This is a genomic window from Labedaea rhizosphaerae (genome assembly GCF_004362825.1).
GTDB classification, from domain to species: domain Bacteria; phylum Actinomycetota; class Actinomycetes; order Mycobacteriales; family Pseudonocardiaceae; genus Labedaea; species Labedaea rhizosphaerae.
The window spans coordinates 580,721-596,402 of the sequence record NZ_SNXZ01000001.1; the positions used below are offsets into that span (position 1 = coordinate 580,721).

Annotated in this window: 14 protein-coding genes; 6 read left to right on the top strand and 8 right to left on the bottom strand. The window is 70.9% G+C overall.

The genetic code is table 11. The features are described from left to right. Positions 1–131 precede the first annotated feature (131 nt). Entirely contained in the window at positions 132–779 is a 648-nt protein-coding gene (locus EV186_RS02460) for a transglycosylase family protein (protein WP_133847434.1), read from the top strand. A 255-nt stretch (positions 780–1,034) separates the two neighbouring features. Here the strand turns inward: EV186_RS02460 and EV186_RS02465 are convergent, their stop codons facing one another. Together EV186_RS02465 and moaC are read right to left on the bottom strand one after the other, a co-directional pair. Next, the gene (locus EV186_RS02465; protein ID WP_133847435.1) at positions 1,035–2,012 is read right to left on the bottom strand and encodes a molybdenum cofactor biosynthesis protein MoaE; all 978 of its coding nucleotides are present in this window, start codon (positions 2,010–2,012) and stop codon (positions 1,035–1,037) included. Continuing rightward, entirely contained in the window at positions 2,009–2,488 is a 480-nt protein-coding gene (moaC, locus tag EV186_RS02470) for a cyclic pyranopterin monophosphate synthase MoaC (protein WP_243753786.1), read from the bottom strand. Before moaC ends, EV186_RS02465 begins: the two co-directional genes overlap by 4 nt. A gap of 58 nt (positions 2,489–2,546) precedes the next feature. Between moaC and EV186_RS02475 the strand changes: the two genes are divergently transcribed. Continuing rightward, a complete protein-coding gene (locus EV186_RS02475) occupies positions 2,547–3,356 on the top strand; it encodes an LLM class F420-dependent oxidoreductase (protein WP_133847437.1) in 810 nt (269 codons plus the stop codon). On the opposite strand, the gene EV186_RS02480 is transcribed toward EV186_RS02475, so the two are convergent. Next, complete coding sequence (locus EV186_RS02480) at positions 3,353–4,735, bottom strand: NAD-dependent malic enzyme (protein ID WP_133847438.1); 1,383 nt, start codon at positions 4,733–4,735, stop codon at positions 3,353–3,355. The genes EV186_RS02475 and EV186_RS02480 overlap by 4 nt on opposite strands. Positions 4,736–4,752: 17 nt before the next feature. Further along, the gene (locus EV186_RS02485; RefSeq protein WP_133847439.1) at positions 4,753–4,935 is read right to left on the bottom strand and encodes a hypothetical protein; all 183 of its coding nucleotides are present in this window, start codon (positions 4,933–4,935) and stop codon (positions 4,753–4,755) included. Between the two features lie 71 nt (positions 4,936–5,006). Between EV186_RS02485 and EV186_RS02490 the strand changes: the two genes are divergently transcribed. Then, positions 5,007–7,277, top strand: coding sequence for a helicase-associated domain-containing protein (locus tag EV186_RS02490; RefSeq protein ID WP_133847440.1), 2,271 nt, complete (start codon positions 5,007–5,009; stop codon positions 7,275–7,277). Positions 7,278–7,345: 68 nt separating this feature from the next. Here the strand turns inward: EV186_RS02490 and EV186_RS02495 are convergent, their stop codons facing one another. The 4 genes from EV186_RS02495 to EV186_RS02510 are packed head-to-tail and all read right to left on the bottom strand — an operon-like array spanning position 7,346 to position 12,175. Further along, positions 7,346–7,954 carry a GTP-binding protein gene (locus tag EV186_RS02495; protein WP_133847441.1) on the bottom strand — a complete coding sequence of 203 codons (609 nt, stop codon included), beginning with the start codon at positions 7,952–7,954 and terminating at the stop codon, positions 7,346–7,348. Beyond that, the gene (locus tag EV186_RS02500) at positions 7,935–8,606 is read right to left on the bottom strand and encodes a DUF742 domain-containing protein (RefSeq protein WP_133847442.1); all 672 of its coding nucleotides are present in this window, start codon (positions 8,604–8,606) and stop codon (positions 7,935–7,937) included. The genes EV186_RS02495 and EV186_RS02500 overlap by 20 nt, the downstream gene beginning before the upstream one ends. Before the next feature lie 24 nt (positions 8,607–8,630). After that, complete coding sequence (locus EV186_RS02505; protein ID WP_133847443.1) at positions 8,631–9,056, bottom strand: roadblock/LC7 domain-containing protein; 426 nt, start codon at positions 9,054–9,056, stop codon at positions 8,631–8,633. After that, positions 9,053–12,175: a nitrate- and nitrite sensing domain-containing protein gene (locus EV186_RS02510; protein ID WP_133847444.1), complete on the bottom strand. Its 3,123-nt coding sequence runs from the start codon at positions 12,173–12,175 to the stop codon at positions 9,053–9,055. The genes EV186_RS02505 and EV186_RS02510 overlap by 4 nt, the downstream gene beginning before the upstream one ends. A gap of 836 nt (positions 12,176–13,011) precedes the next feature. On the opposite strand from EV186_RS02510, the gene EV186_RS02515 reads away from it, so the two are divergent. From EV186_RS02515 to EV186_RS02525, 3 genes are read left to right on the top strand one after another with little or no spacing between them, the layout of a single operon-like run. Continuing rightward, a complete protein-coding gene (locus EV186_RS02515; RefSeq protein WP_133847445.1) occupies positions 13,012–14,043 on the top strand; it encodes an ABC transporter substrate-binding protein in 1,032 nt (343 codons plus the stop codon). Between the two features lie 19 nt (positions 14,044–14,062). Then, positions 14,063–14,818: an ABC transporter permease gene (locus EV186_RS02520; RefSeq protein ID WP_133847446.1), complete on the top strand. Its 756-nt coding sequence runs from the start codon at positions 14,063–14,065 to the stop codon at positions 14,816–14,818. Beyond that, entirely contained in the window at positions 14,815–15,681 is an 867-nt protein-coding gene (locus EV186_RS02525; RefSeq protein ID WP_208115456.1) for an ABC transporter permease, read from the top strand. Before EV186_RS02520 ends, EV186_RS02525 begins: the two co-directional genes overlap by 4 nt. Position 15,682 lies beyond the last annotated feature (1 nt).

Here is a 15,682-nt window from a genome sequence, read left to right on the forward strand (position 1 = left end):
TAGGCGAACGCACCCCGTGTGCGTTCTGTAGCCAGGGATGTCGGCGACAGCCGGCCGGGCCACCCGAGGCCCGCCCGCCAACGCGTGCCGCGTGAACCGCGGCGCCGCGCAGGCGTGGGAGGGAGACCCTGATGGCGTACCGAGGTAAGCACCGCAAGGCATCGTCCGCTACCCGCACCATTGCTCGCGTCGTCGTTGCCGGCGTCGCGGTGGGCGCACCACTGGCCGTCGCGGCCAGCCCCGCGTCCGCTGACAGTGGCGTGAACTGGGACGCCGTCGCGCAGTGCGAGAGCGGCGGCAACTGGCACATCAACACCGGCAACGGCTACTACGGCGGTCTGCAGTTCACGCAGAGCACGTGGCGGGCCAACGGTGGTTCCGGCAGTCCGCAGAACGCCTCCCGTGCCGAGCAGATCCGCGTGGCCGAGAACGTGCTCAAGACCCAGGGCATCGGCGCGTGGCCGGTGTGTGGTCAGCGCGGCGGTTCGGCCCACGTGTCGGCCAGCGGCAGCACGCACCAGAGCACCAGGCACCACCAGAGCACCACGCGGACCCAGTCGCAGCACCGCACCAGCACCCCGAAGTCGACGCACAAGCACGCGCCGACCAAGGTGCTGACCGGCAACGGTGACTACACCGTCGTCGCGGGCGACACGCTGTCCAAGATCGCCGACCAGCTCAACGTGGCCGGCGGCTGGCACAAGCTGTACGACAAGAACAAGAACATCGTGCAGGACCCGAACCTGATCTTCCCGGGTCAGAAGCTGGTCACCAAGTGACCCAGCGGTAATACCGCGAAAAGGCTGGTCCTGACGACCCAGCGATGAATACCAACAGCCCCACCGCCATCCCCCGGCGGTGGGGCTGTTCGTTCACTACGAAACCCCGAGCCATTGGGTTTTCCCGAACCACCACGCCTCAAACATCGCAACCGCCGGCCAATGGGGAACGGAACGCAACCCAGCCACGGAAACCCACGAAACCGCAGGCCAAACAACGCAACCCAGCCATTTCCGGAAATTCCGGGGAGGCGGCTACGGACAGTTGACCCATTCGTCGGTGCCGTCGGCGAAGGTCTGGTGCTTCCAGATGGGCAGCTGTGCCTTCACCTCGTCCACCAGCTCCGCGCACGCCACGAACGCCTCGCGCCGGTGCTCGGCCGCCACGGCCACCGCCAGGGCCACGTCGCCGACCTTCAGCGGCCCGATCCGGTGGCTCACGGCCACCGCCCGCAGGCCCGGGTGCCGCGCCCCCACCTCGGCGGCAACCCGCTCGACCACCTCGGCCGCGCTCGGGTGCCCCGTGTAGTCCAGCGTCAGCACGTCGCGGCCGTGGTCGTGGTCGCGCACGGTGCCCGCGAACGTGACCACGGCGCCGGTGCCCGCGTCGCCCACCAGCACGGCGTGCTCGTCGACCGACAGCGGTTCCTCGGTCACCACGGCCCGGCGGAGCTGCGCGGGGCCCTGGAACCGCGGCGCGTCGTGTCCGTGCTGCGCAGCGTGGCCCCCGTGCTGCCCAGCGTGGTCACCCTGGCCGGGCCTGGGGTGGTCGACGCCCTTGAGCTGCTCGACGGCGTGGTCCAGCACGTCGGCGAGCACCCCGAGGCCGTCACGCACCCCGCCGGTCGAGCCGGGCAGGTTCACGACGAGGGTCCGCCCGGCCACCCCGGCGACCCCGCGCGACAGCACGGCCGTCGGCACCTTGGGCAGCCCGGCGGCCCGGACGGCGTCGGCGAGGCCCGGGACCTCGTAGTCCAGCACCGAGCGGGTCGCCTCGGGGGTGCGGTCCGTCGGGCTGATGCCGGTGCCGCCGGTCGTGACCACCACGTCCACGCCCTCGGCCACGGCGTCGCGCAGCGCGGCCGCGACCGGGTCACCGTCGGGCACGACGACCGGCTCGGGCACCGTGTACCCGCGTTCGGCGAGCCAGGCGGCGATCACCGGGCCGGTGCGGTCCTCGTACACGCCGGCCGACGCGCGGTTCGACGCCGTGATCACCCGAGCGACGCTCATCGATCCTCCTTGCGGGTCCAGCTGCCGGTCTTGCCGCCCTCTTTGCGCTCCACGCGTACGGCGTCGAGCACGGCGTCCGGATCGACGGCCTTGATCATGTCGTGCACGGTCAGGCCCGCGACGGCCACCGCGGTCAGCGCTTCCATCTCCACGCCGGTGCGGTCGTTGGTGCGCACGGCGGCGGTGATGCGGACCTCGGTCTCCCCCAGCTCGAGGTCGAGCTCGACCCCGGAGATCGCGATGGGGTGGCACAACGGGATCAGGTCCGGCGTGCGTTTGGCGCCCATGATCCCGGCGATGCGCGCGGCCCCCAGCGCGTCGCCCTTGGGCAGGCGCTCCGCGTCGAGCAGCGCGATGACCTCGGCGGTGGTGCGCACGACGCCGGTCGCGACGGCCGTGCGCGCGGTGGTCTGCTTGCCGGAGACGTCGACCATCCGGGCGGCGCCGGAGGCGTCCACATGGCTCAATTCACCCACGTACCGATGGTAGAGAACTCCGTCGCCGATCTCTTCGGCGGCGAGCAGAATCGCCACCATGAAGATCGGCATCATCCTTGGCAACGGCCACACCCCGCACCCCGGCGAGCTCGGCCGCGCGGTCGAGCAACGCGGCTTCGAGTCCTTGTTCTACCCCGAGCACACCCACATCCCGGTGCGCAGCAAGCGCGCCGACGGCACGCCGACGCGGAACTACGCGCGCACGCAGGACCCGTTCGTCGCGCTCGCCGCGGCCGCCGCGGTGACCTCCCACATCCTGCTCGGCACCGGGGTTTGCCTTGTGCCGCAACGGGATCCGTTCACCACGGCGAAGGCCGTGGCCACCCTCGACGACCTGTCCGGCGGTCGCGTGCTGCTCGGCGTCGGGGCCGGGTGGAACCGCGAGGAGATGGCCGACCATGGCACCGACCCGCGCACCCGGATGGCGCTGATGGCCGAGCGGGTCAAGGCGATGCGCGCGATCTGGACCGAGGACGAGGCGTCCTTCCACGGCGAGTTCGTCGACTTCGAGCCGGTCTGGGCCTGGCCCAAGCCGGCGCGCCCGGTGCCGGTCCTCGTCGGCGGCAACGGTCCGGGCACCGAGGACCGCGTCCTGGACTTCGGCGACGAGTGGATGCCCCAGTGCGGCCCGCTCGAGACCGTCGACGAACTGCGTGACCGCATCGCCCGGCTGCGCGACCGGGCCGGGCGGTACGTACCGGTCACCCTGTTCGGTGTGCCGCACAGGCGGGACCTGCTCGACCAGTTCACCCAGGCGGGCGTCGACCGCTGCCTGCTGCCGATCCAAGGTCCCGACACGGCCACCATCATGTCCACTCTGGACGCTCTGGTGCCGCTGCTCGGTTAGGCGTGGGCCGCCTTGCGCACCGCGTCGGCCACGGCCGTGGCCACGGCCGGGTCGAACACGCTCGGCACGATGAACGACGGGTTGAGCCGGTCGCCGTCGACGACGTCCGCGACGGCGTCGGCGGCGGCCAGCAGCATCGCGTCGCTGATGCCGCGGGCCTGCGCGTCGAGCAGACCCCGGAACACGCCGGGGAACGCGAGCACGTTGTTGATCTGGTTCGGGTAGTCGCTGCGCCCGGTGGCGACGACGGCGGCGTGCTTCTGCGCCTCCATCGGGTCGACCTCGGGGTCGGGGTTGGCCAGGGCGAACACCACCGCGCGGTCGGCCATCGTCGCGACCTGCTCGGCCCCGAACAGGTTCGGGGCGGACACGCCGATGAACACGTCCGCACCGACCAGGGCGTCGTGCAACCGGCCGGTCATGCCCTCGCGGTTGGTGGTGTCGGCGATCGAGCGCAGGTTGTCGTCGAGGTCGTCGCGACCCTGGTGCACGATGCCGTTGACGTCCACGGCGATCACGTCGCCCGGGTTCTTGTGCAGCAGCAGCCGGATGATCGCCGACCCGGCGGCGCCGACCCCGCACACGACGATCTTGCAGTCCTCGATCTGCTTGTCCACCACGCGCAACGCGTTGCGCAGCGCGCCGACCACCACGATCGCGGTGCCGTGCTGGTCGTCGTGGAAGACCGGGATGTCCAGCTTCTCGCGCAGCCGCGCCTCGATCTCGAAGCAGCGCGGCGCGGCGATGTCCTCGAGGTTGATCCCGCCGTAGACCGGCGCGATCAGCTCGACCGCGCGGATGATCTCCTCGGTGTCCTGGGTGTCCAGGCACACCGGCCACGCGTCGACGCCCGCGAACTTCTTGAACAGCGCGGCCTTGCCCTCCATCACCGGCAGCGCCGCCGCCGGGCCGAGGTTGCCCAGGCCGAGCACGGCGGAGCCGTCGGTCACCACGGCGACCGTGTTGCGCTTGATGGTCAGGCGCCGCGCGTCCTCCGGGTTGGCCGCGATCGCCTCGCAGACCCGGGCCACGCCGGGGGTGTACGCGCGGGAGAGGTCGTCACGGTTGCGCAGGGCGACCTTGGAGTTGACCTCGATCTTGCCGCCGAGGTGGATCAGGAACGTCCGGTCGGAGACCTTGCGGACCGCGACGCCGGGCAGCGCCTCGAGCGCGTCGGTGATGTCCTTCGCGTGGTTGGCCGACACCGCGTTGCAGCTGATGTCGACCACGATCCGGTCGGCGTGCGACTCGACGACGTCGAACGCGGTGATCACGCCGCCGACGCGGCCGATCGCGCCGGTCAGGTCGCCCGCGGCGCTGGCGGACGGGGGTGCCTCCACCCGGACGGTGATCGAGTAACCAGGGCCGGGCACGGGCATCGGGTTCGCTCCAGCGACTACTTGTTGATCTCGGTTACCGGGTGTTCGTAGCCGAGCTGCTCCACCGGCAGCGGGAACTCCAGGTCGCCGAACGGGGACATCGAGCCGGCCACGTCGGCGCGGAGCTCGTTGACCACGTGGTCGTCCGGGGACTTCGCCGGCCAGGTGGGGTCGATCCTGTGCGAGAGGTCCTTCGCCACGAGTCCTCCAAGTCCTCACTGCTGCCGGATCGAGAGAATACCCGACTCACCGTGCGTATACCGTGGTCAGGGTGCCCGCTCTCACCTTGATCGACTGGCTTCGCCAGCAGGACGACGAGGCGCTGGCCACGCTGCTGCAGGCGCGCCCCGACCTGGCGACCCCACCGCCGGCGGACACCGGGGTGCTCGCGGCCCGCGCGGCCACCCGCGCGTCGCTGGCCCGGGTCGCCGAGCAGCTCGACGCGTTCACCCTCGCCGTGCTGGACGCGCTGCTGGTCGCCGACGCCGACCACGAACCCGTGCCGCTGACCGAGGTGGCCGCCCTGCTGGGCACGGGTGTGCCGGCCGACCGCGTGGCCGCTGCCGTGCACCGGTTGCGCGAGCTCGCCGTCGTGTGGGGCGCGGACGAGACCCTCTCGCTCGTGCCCGCGGCCCGCGAGGCGGGCACCGCGTTCCCCGGCGGGCTCGGCGCCCCATCCCCGGAGCTGGACAGGGTCGACCTCCAAGCCCGGCTGTCCACATTGGACGAGCCCGAGCGGCACATGCTGACCGCCCTCGCCCAGGGCAGTCCGATCGGGCGCACCAAGGACGCCGCCCGCGTGGTCCCGCTCGACGAGGCGCGGACCCCCGTGCAACGGCTCCTCGCCCTGGGCCTGCTGGTGCGCCGGGACGCCGAGACCGTGGAGCTGCCCCGTCAGGTCGGGCTGGCACTGCGCAGCCCGGACAGTCCACTGGGGACGGTCCCGGTGGACGAACCGGCGATGGGTGTCAAGAAGCACGACCCCGACAGGGTGGACGCCACCGGCGCCGGCGAGGCCATGGAACTGGTGCGGCGCATGGAAAGCCTGCTCGCACTGTGGTCCGCCGAGCCGCCGCCGGTGCTGAAGTCCGGCGGTCTGGGCGTGCGCGACGTGCGCCGGCTCGCACGCGAGGTGGAGACCGACGAGCCGACCGCGACGTTCCTGGCCGAGCTCGCCGCCGGGGCCGGGCTGGTGGCCGACAGCGAGGCGCTGAGCCCGGAGTGGGTGCCGACGACGCAGGCCGACGTGTGGCTGGTGTCGAGCCAGGCCAACCGGTGGGCCGCGCTGGCCGCCGCGTGGCTGGAGCTGCCCCGGCTGCCGGGTCTGGCCGGGCGGCGCGACGACAAGCAGCGGCTGCTCGCCCCGCTCTCCGACGAACTGCGCCGGCCCGCCGCGGCCATCGAGCGCGCGAACGTCCTGGAGGTGCTCGCCGACCAGCCGGTGGGCGCGGGCGTCGCCGAACCGGACGACGTGGCCGACGTGCTCGCGTGGCGGGCGCCCCGGCGCGGGTCCTCCCGCTTCCGCGACGACCTGGTGCGCTGGACGTTCACCGAAGCCACGGCCCTGGGCGTGATCGCGCTCGGGGCGTTGACCTCGCCGGGCCGCGCGTTGCTGCTCGACGGCAGCACGGACGCGGCGAAGCGGATGCAGGCGGCGATGCCCGCGCCGCTCGACCACGTGCTGGTGCAGGCCGACCTGACCATCGTCGCGCCGGGCCCGTTGCAGGCCGACCTGGCCGCGATGATCAACCAGCTCGCCGACGTCGAGTCCGCGGGCAGCGCGACGGTCTACCGAGTGAGCGAGGAGTCGGTGCGGCGCGCGCTGGACGCCGGGCGCACGGCCACCGAGCTGCACGAGCTGCTGCGCACACGCTCCCGCACCCCGGTGCCGCAGGGCCTGACGTACCTGATCGACGACGTCGCCCGTCGGCACGGCCGGCTGCGGGCCGGCTCGGCGCTGTCGTTCCTGCGCTGCGACGACGAGGTGCTGCTGACCGAGGTGCTGACCCACGCGAGCGCGGCACGCCTGGAGCTGCGCCGGATCGCGCCGACGGTCGCGGTGAGCCCGGTGCCGCTGGCCGACGTGCTGGACGAGCTGCGTTCGGCCGGGTTCACGCCCGCGGCGGAGGGTCCGGAAGGCGAGATCGTGGACCTGCGTGGCCCCGGACGCCGGATCCCTGCGCGGCCCCGGCGCAAGCTCCCGGCCCCCCGGGTGGCGTCGCGGGAGCGGCTGCTGGAGATCGTCCGGGACCTGCGCTCCCACGACACCGCGGCCGGGATCCGGCGTGGCCGGACGGTGGCGCTGGCCGGTGGCGCGGGCGCGGACACGTCGCAGACGCTGGCGTTGCTGCAGGAGGCGGTCCGGTCGGGTCAGGACGTGTGGATCGGCTTCGTGGACTCCCACGGGGTGGCGAGCCAGCGCGTGATCCGCCCCGAACGCGTCGGTGGTGGCCTGTTCGTCGGCCGCGACCGCGCCCACGGCGAGACCCACCGCTTCCCGCTGCACCGCATCACGACCGCGTCGCTTGTCGACCCCGCCTGACGCCCGAACCCTACCCAGCGCGAAGAGCCCGCTGGGGGTGCCAGCGGGCTCTTCGCGAAAGCCGGGACCTAGACCGCGCGGGCCGACATGCGCTGGTGCATCGCGTGCTCGACCAGGGTGATCAGGGTTTCCTTGGTCGACGCCCGGTCGCGGGCGTCGCAGGTCACCACCGGCACCGACTGCTCGATCGTCAACGCGTCGCGCACGTCGTCGACCCGGTGGTGCAACACCCGGTCGAAGCAGTTGATCGCCACGATGTAGGGCAGCTGCCGGTCCTCGAAGAAGTCGATCGAGGCGAACGCGTCGGCCAGCCTGCGGGTGTCGACCAGCACGACGGCGCCGATGGCCCCGCGCACCAGGTCGTCCCACATGAACCAGAACCGGTGCTGACCGGGCGTGCCGAAGAGGTACAGCACGAGGTCGGAGTCGAGCGACACGCGCCCGAAGTCCATCGCCACCGTCGTGGTGACCTTGTTCGGCGTCGCCGAGAGGTCGTCCACGTCGACGCTGGCCTCGGTCATGACGGCCTCGGTGGTCAGCGGGACGATCTCGGACACCGAGCCGACCAGCGTGGTCTTGCCGACCCCGAAACCGCCGGCGACCACGATCTTCGCGGAGGTCGTCGGCTGCGGCGCCACGCCGCTGGGGTTCGGACGACTAGAGCCTGCGGAGCCCACTGAGCACCCTTTCCATGAACTCGATCGACGGCCTGTCACCGACGACCATGCCGCTCTGGTGAATCAGGACAAGGCCCATGCCCGCCATGTCACCGATCAGTACGCGCGCAACACCCAACGGCAACCGTAGATGGGCCGCAACCTCGGCCACCGACCTGGTGTCGAGGCAGAGCCCGCAAATGGACCTGTGCTCGGGCTGCACCACGGATTCCAGCGTCTTGCCACGCTCGCTGGTGGACACCAGCGCCTCGATGGCCAGGTCGTAGTCGGACCTGGTCCGGCCGCCGGTCTTCGTGTAGGGCCGCACCAGCGACCCCGTCTCGACCATCGGCTCGGGGATCGGCGGCAGGTCGGGCACCACCGGGATGTGGTCGGAGTTCCAGTCGGACTGCGCCGGCACACCACCGGAGTCGCCGTACAGCGTCGCGCTCGGACCGCCGAACAGACGCGTGCGGAACCCGTCGATGTCGAACCGGTTCGGCATGCTGCCCGTCCCGTGGTCCGGGAGTTCCTGCCACGCTTGCTCGGTCATGTCCTGCGGCCTCCGCCTGTCACCCCTCTGCTCCTGCTGCTCGCCGCGCCCCCGCGCGAACCCGTCCCCCTCGTCGCCGAGCCGTCGGCGCGGACGACGAGGCGGACGCTCGGCGTTCATCGCACGCTCATCTCCTCGCCCCGGTCACCGACGGTGCGCGCCCTGCAGCTGCGCACGCAGCTCCGGCGTCATCTGCTGACCCACGCGCTCCACGAGCAGGGTCATCTCGTACGCCACGAGACCGATGTCGCAGTTGGGGGCGGCAAGCACGGCGAGGCACGAGCCATCGGAGATGGACATCAGGAAGAGGTAGCCGCGGTCCATCTCGACCACGGTCTGGTTCACCCCGCCCGCCTCGAAGCAGCGAGCCGCACCCTGGGTGAGGCTCACCAGCCCGGATGCCACCGCGGAAAGCTGCTCGGCGCGGTCCCTCGGCAAACCCTGGGAGCCGGCCAGCAGCAGCCCGTCCGCCGAGACCACGACTGCGTGTGCCACTCCGGGCACCTGACGGACGAAATCTGTGATCAGCCAGCCAAAGCTGCCTGGCTGCTGAACGGACGCGGTCGTCACTCCTGCTCCTCGTCTAGACGGCTCTGGATAGAGCCTGACCTGTCACCAGGGTATGCCTCAACCAAAGCGTGCCGACCACGGCGCAAGCCCTGCTGGAAGCTGGACATGCGCCCACGGATCGCCTCCGCCGAGCGCGGTGGCAACTGCGGCGTCGGCCGCAGCTGTTGCTCCTCGTGCGTTTCGCGCTGCTCCTGCGTGTGGCGGGGAGCGGCGGAACCGGGCACGAGATGGGCTTTCGGCACGCGCTTGGGCAGGCCTGCCGTGGTCTTGGCCTCCTCTTCCTGTGGTGCGTTCAGCAATGCTTGCGCTGCTTGCCAACCCTCGTCGCCGGGCGACTGCCACGCGGCAGCGCGCTCGTCGGCGGCGTCGGCGGCGGTGGGCTGGTGGCCGTTGGCGCCGTTGGCACCGCTGCCGTTCGTGCTGACCTTGCCGTTGCCGTTGGTGGCGGCCTGCGGCGCGGGCGGCGGGTTCATCGACTCCGAGTCGGCCTCGAACCACTGCGACAGGACGGCTTCGTAGATCGGCAGCCGTTCGGTCGGCGAGTCCATGGCCTCGGCCGCGGGGTCGGGCTCGGGCGGGGCCGGCGGACCGGCCTGCTCGGGCTCCTGCAGCGGCAGCGGCTCGCCGAACAGGGCGAGGCTGCCGAAGTCGCCGGTCTGCTCGACCGGGCGCGGCGGCTCGGGCTCCGGCAGCCCGGTGGGCACCGGCGAGAACGGCTCGGCGGAGCGCGAGATCTGCTCCTCGCTGCGCCCGCCGCGCTTGGGCAGCGGGATGTTCGCGCTGCTGTCGGACGGGTCGAGCGGCATGAACCCGGTCGTCGGCGCCGAGGTCGGCATCGACAGCGACGAGGGCCCCGAGGGCGGCGGTGACATGGCCGTCGTGGGCTGCTCGCCGGTCCGCTCGGGCCAGCGCGGCTCGTCGGGCACGTCCGGGCGCTGCCTGCTGCCGCTGAACGCGTCGGCGATGCCGCCGGTCTTGACCTGCGGCTCGGCCGGGTCGACCGGGCCGAACGCCGTCGTGATCGGCGCCTGCGTGCCGGTGATCGCCGGCATGGACATCGAGGTCGACGCCGAGGTCGGCAGCATGGTGCCGGTCGCGCCGAACCCGCCGCCCCGCATGGGCTGGATCAGGTCGGCCGGGACGGTGATCCGGGCGATCAGGCCGCCCTCGATGTCCTCGTTGTCCCGCAGCCGCACCACGATGTTGTGCCGCTTGGCCAGCCGCGCGACCACGTACAGACCCATTCGGCGGGTCACGGCGACGTCCATGTCCGGCGGGTCGGCCAGGCGCGCGTTGGCGGCCTCGATGTCCGACTCCGACATGCCGACACCCTGGTCGGTGATCTGGATGGCCAGTTCCTTCTTGCGGGTCACAGCCATCCGCACGACGACCTTCTTCTCCGGCTCGGAGAAGGTGGTGGCGTTGTCCAGCAGCTCGGCGATGAGGTGCACGAGGTCGTTGACCGCGCGGCCCATCACGGCCACGTCCGGGGCGGACGTGACCTCGATGCGGGCGTACTGCTCGACCTCGGACACCGCGGCGCCGACCACCTCGGCGCCCGGGACCGGGCGGGCGAGCTGGCGGGACAGGCCGGTGCCGGAGAGCACCAGCAGGGACTCCGAGTTGCGCCGCATGCGGGTGGCGAGGTGGTCGAGCTCGAACAGGCTGGCCAGCTGGTCGGGGTCCTGCTCGTCCTGCTCCAGCCGGTCGATCAGGTTCAGCTGGCGTTCGACCAGCGCCTGCGACCGCCGCGACAGGTTGACGAAGATCGAGTTGATGTTGTCGCGCAGCAGCGCCTGCTCGGCCGCCAGGCGGACCGCCTCGTTGTGCACCTTGTCGAAGGAGCGGGCCACCTGGCCGATCTCCTCCGTGGTGTACACGGGCATCGGCTCGACGGCACGCCCGGCCGCCTCGACCGGGTCCGGGGCCCGCAGGATGTCGCGGACCTCGTCGGGCAGCCGACGCTCGGCCAGGTCGTCCGACGCGCGGCGCAGGGTGCGCAGCGGCCGCAGCAGCGACCCGGTGACGACCAGCATCAGGATCAGCGCGAGGACCAGGGCGGCGGCGATCAGCACGGCGTCGCGGATCCAGCTCGTGGTCGCGGTCTTCGCCAGGTTCTTGGTGAGCGTGTGCAGCTCGTCGAGCTGCTGGATCTCCACGTCGCGCAGCTTCTTCATGGTGCCGCTCGCGGCCGGGTCGAGCTTCGCGATGTCGATGCCGGTGGGCTGGTTCGCGTCACCCTTGTTCAGGGCGATCTGGGCCAGCTGCTCGCGGTTGTCGACCTCGGTTCCGGCCACCGTGTTCTGGTAGTCCTCGCGCTCCTCGGACGTCGCACCGTTGTTGAAGTCCGCGAGGGCCGCGGTGAACTGCGCCTGCGCCGCGCGCAGGGCCTGCACCTGGCCGGGGCCGAACGTCTGGCCGAGGGCCGCGGCGCGCAGGATCGAGTTCTCGATCCCCATCTGCTCCTTGGCCCGCCCGATCGCGTCGATCACGTCGGCCTTCTCGGTCACACCACGGTCGTCGGACACGCGGGTGATCTCGCGGCCCAGCTGCAGGACCTCGGCGATGACCAGGTTGTACTGCCGGATGAGGTCACCGGCGGGGTACTGGGTGGTCGCCGCCTCACGGAACGACGTGAGCGCGCCGGGCACTTCCGGGTGCCCGGCGGTCGCCGGGGTCCCGAGGCGCGCGACGACGGCGTCGTAGAGCCGCTGCACGGCGGGGTCGAGGTCGCCGATCTTCGACCGCTCGGCCTGCAGCGCGAGGATCGCGTTGCTGGTCTGGGCGACCTGGTTGTTCACCGGGGACTTGTCGGCCCGGCCGCCGCCGGCGACGAAGCCGACCTCCTGGTCCCGCTCGCCCTGCAGCTTGTCGGCCAGTTCGGCGGTGACCTGGGTCAGCTCCACCTGGGTGACCGCGCGGTTGTAGTCGTTGGCCCGCTGGACCTCGGTCTGCACGCGCAGGCCACCCAGCACGATCGCGAGGATGGCGGGCACGAGCAGGACCACGGCCATCTTCGTGCGCACGCGCCAGTTGCGCAGGCCATGGGTGACGGAACGGGGCCGCGCGGCGAGGATCGCCTCGTCGCGCTCGGCGCCGGCCGGTCGGTCTGCGACCACTTCTCAGCACGCTCCCCGGGTCGATGCCGGGATGTCCGCCCGGCCGGAGTCGAACGGGCACGCCTGAGACGCCCTCATGCCGGGACACGCCTGCAAGCTCGCCATCACCGCAGCACTCCCCGACCACAACCCGTGGAACACACCGGAACCTCTCGTCACCGCTGGCGGTCGCCCCGACCGACTCTCCCGGCGGACAAGGGGCACAGCGCTGCGCTGGTCACCTGGCCGGCAACCACGCCAGACCTGGTGCTTGTGAAGCCGGCCGTGGGACGGCCGTTGGGTGCTTCACCGAGTTCCCGGGGGAGCGGGGTGGGGTACATCGCGCCAAAAGGTACCGAACAGTACTGGGAGATGTCAGCCCTAAGGGTGACTAACTCGTCACGGACTTACGGACTGTGGACATTTCGTGCACCCCATTGCGACTCATGGGGCACTCGCCTGCCTGCGACGCTAGGTGCGCTCGTCCACGAGAGGCACCTGACCGACTACCTAAAGTCACCGACACCGTTACGTGACGCACGTCACAGTTGACTACGGGCTGCGACCGGTCCGTCGCAGGTCGCACGTCCTGTTCCGGCCAGGAGGGTTGCCGGGCGGTAGCCGAACCGTTACGCGGCATCGGAACTCGCTAGGCCGATCGGTGCATTTCTCTAACGCCTATTCCGGTGACAGTTGCACACGAAACTTGATCGTTATCGCACCCGCTGCTACCTGCGGTAACCGGTGGGCCGCCAACAGGTGACACCCAAAAGCATGCATCTTGTTGGTGGCTACCATGGCCCGCGTCCGACCGGCGACCTGTCGGCGACAACCACTCGCGCAAATGGAGAACACGCATGACTCGAACCAAGGGTGTCGGCTCCTTGACCAGACGGGCTGGATTCGTCGCGGTTGCCGCACTGGCCATCACGGCGCTGGCGGGGTGCAGCGCGTTGGGTGGTTCCGATTCCGGCAGTTCGGGTGGCAACGGCCAGGTCGAGAAGGCGAAGATCAAGGTCGCGGTGATCCCCGGCCTGATCGACATCGCCGGTTACAAGCGTGCTCAGGCGGCCGGCTACTTCAAGGCCGAAGGCCTCGACGTCGAGGACGTCTCGATCAAGACCGGAGCGGACGCCCCGCCGCTGCTGATCAACAAGTCGGTCGACTTCGCGTTCGGCAACTGGACCTCCGCGCTCGGCGCGCAGGCCAAGGGCACGTACAGCAAGGTCGGTGGTGAGGTGGCCGTCGCCGACGCGCTGACCGCCACGGAGGGCATGACCGCCCTTGTCGCCCTGCCGAGCTCCAACATCAAGTCGCCCAAGGACCTCAAGGGCAAGAAGATCGGCGTCAACGCGCTGAAGAGCAACGTGACGCTGACCTCGGACGCCGTGCTGGCCGCCAACGGGCTGCAGAGCTCCGACGTCACCTACACGAAGGTGCCGACGGCGGACGCCCTGAACGCGCTGACCAACCACCTCGTCGACGTCATGTCGCTGCAGGAGCCGAACCTGACCCAGGCCAAGCAGAAGCTCGGCGTCGTGACGGTGGCCGACCGCGCGACCGGCCCGGTGGCCAACTTCCCGGTCTCGGGTTACGTGTCCACGGGTGACTTCGTCAAGGCGAACCCGAAGACGGTGGCCGCGTTCCAGCGTGCGGTGGCCAAGGGCCAGGCCGACATGACCAACCGCCAGACCCTCGAGGACACGCTGCTGCAGTACACCCCGATCGACAAGAGCGTGGCCAAGCTCGTGGTGGCCGGTGTCTTCCCGACCGTGGTCGACAAGACCCGTCTGCAGCGGCTCGCCGACCTGATGCTCACGTACAAGATCATCGACAACAAGCTGGACGTCTCGCCGATGTTCGTCGCGGCGCCGGCCCAGGGGCAGTGACCCAGGTAGTGCTGGTTCCATGCGCCTGATCCGCAATGTGGCCGGAGTGGTCGTCTTCCTCCTGATCTGGGAGGGATTCGGCCGCTCCGGCTACCTGCCGGTGGACTACTTCCCGCCGCCCACGGTGGTGGCGGGAACGCTGGCGGACCAGTTCAGCTCGCCGGAGTACCTGCGCGCGCTGGTCGCCACGCTGCTCACGTGGCTGATCGCGTTCGGCATCTCGGTCGGCGTCGCCGTGCCCGTCGGGCTCGTCCTGGGCAGCGTGCCGTTCGTCCGGGACGCCACCCGCTCGGTCATCGAGTTCCTGCGGCCCATCCCGGCCGTGGCCATGATCCCGCTCGCGCTGGTCCTGTTCGGCAACGGTCCGAGCATGAAGATCACGCTCGCGGTCTACGCGGCGATCTGGCCGATCATGTTCAACGTCATCTACGCGCTCGGCCAGGTGGACCAGCAGTACCTGGACACCGCGCGCTCGTTCGGGCTCGGCCGGGTGCGCACCACCCTGCGGGTCAAACTCCCCGACGTGCTGCCCTTCGCGATCACCGGCTTCCGGTTGTCGGCGACGGTCGCGCTGCTGGTGATCGTCGCCATCGAACTGGTCAACGGCGGTTCGATCGGCATCGGCACCTACGTCATGCAGTACGGCGAGAACGTCGGGCACATGGACATCGTGTTCGCGGGCGCGGTCGTCGCCGGTGCGCTCGGCGTACTGATCAACAGCGGCATCGCCCTGCTGCAGCGCAAGCTGGTGCCCTGGGGCGGGGGTACCGAATGACCGCGACGGCCGAGCGGTCCGTGGCGCCGGCGACCACCGAGGCCCCGCGACCGCGCCGCCCGCTCCCCCTGCGCCTGCTCATCGGGTTCCTGCGGCACTGGCTGCTGTTCATCGTGCTGATCCTGCTCTGGCAGTGGTACACGGTGGGGGACGAGGACCCGTACTTCCCGCCACCGACGGAGATCGTCGGCAAGATGCACGATCTCTGGTTCTCCGGACCGGCGTGGCACCTGTGGCTCACCCAGGACGCGATCGACAACGTGCTGCCCAGCATCGGCCGGCTGCTCGGCGGCTGGGCGATCGCGTCGGTCATCGGCGTGCTGCTCGGCATGGCCATCGGCCGCTCGCCGGTCCTGCGCGACTTCGTGAACCCGCTGGTGTCGTTCCTGCGCGCGGTGCCCGCCCCGCTGCTGCTGCCGGTTTTCATGATCATCTTCAAGTTCGGCCTGGCGATGCAGGTCGCCACGATCGCGTTCGGCGTCGTCTGGCCGGTGCTGCTCAACACCGCGGACGGGGCCGCCTCGGTCGACAAGACCCAGGTCGACACCGCGCGCTCGTTCCGCATCCCGCGCCTGCAGTGGCTCTTCGGGGTCGTGCTGCCCGCCTCGCTGCCGAAGATCCTCTCCGGCCTGCGCATCGGCCTGGGCCTGTCCCTGGTGCTGATGGTCGTCTCCGAACTGGTCGGCACGACCAACGGCATCGGCTACGAGCTGCTCAACGCCCAGCAGAGCTTCGAGAACGCCGCTTTGTGGGCCGGGGTCGTCCTGATCGGCATCCTGGGTAACGTGCTGAACGGGCTGTTGATGCTCGTGGAGCGCCGTGCCCTGGCGTGGCACGGCGCGAACTCCCGCGAGAAGGAATGAG

Excerpts from the sequence above, each read along its gene's own strand:
- EV186_RS02500 (WP_133847442.1), bottom strand. The coding sequence starts at position 8,606 with ATGAACGCCGAGCGTCCGCCTCGTCGTCCGCGCCGACGGCTCGGCGAC.
- EV186_RS02525 (WP_208115456.1), top strand. The coding sequence starts at position 14,815 with ATGACCGCGACGGCCGAGCGGTCCGTGGCGCCGGCGACCACCGAGGCC.
- EV186_RS02465 (WP_133847435.1), bottom strand. The coding sequence starts at position 2,012 with ATGAGCGTCGCTCGGGTGATCACGGCGTCGAACCGCGCGTCGGCCGGC.
- EV186_RS02460 (WP_133847434.1), top strand. The coding sequence starts at position 132 with ATGGCGTACCGAGGTAAGCACCGCAAGGCATCGTCCGCTACCCGCACC.
- EV186_RS02480 (WP_133847438.1), bottom strand. The coding sequence starts at position 4,735 with ATGCCCGTGCCCGGCCCTGGTTACTCGATCACCGTCCGGGTGGAGGCA.
- EV186_RS02520 (WP_133847446.1), top strand. The coding sequence starts at position 14,063 with ATGCGCCTGATCCGCAATGTGGCCGGAGTGGTCGTCTTCCTCCTGATC.
- EV186_RS02475 (WP_133847437.1), top strand. The coding sequence starts at position 2,547 with ATGAAGATCGGCATCATCCTTGGCAACGGCCACACCCCGCACCCCGGC.
- EV186_RS02515 (WP_133847445.1), top strand. The coding sequence starts at position 13,012 with ATGACTCGAACCAAGGGTGTCGGCTCCTTGACCAGACGGGCTGGATTC.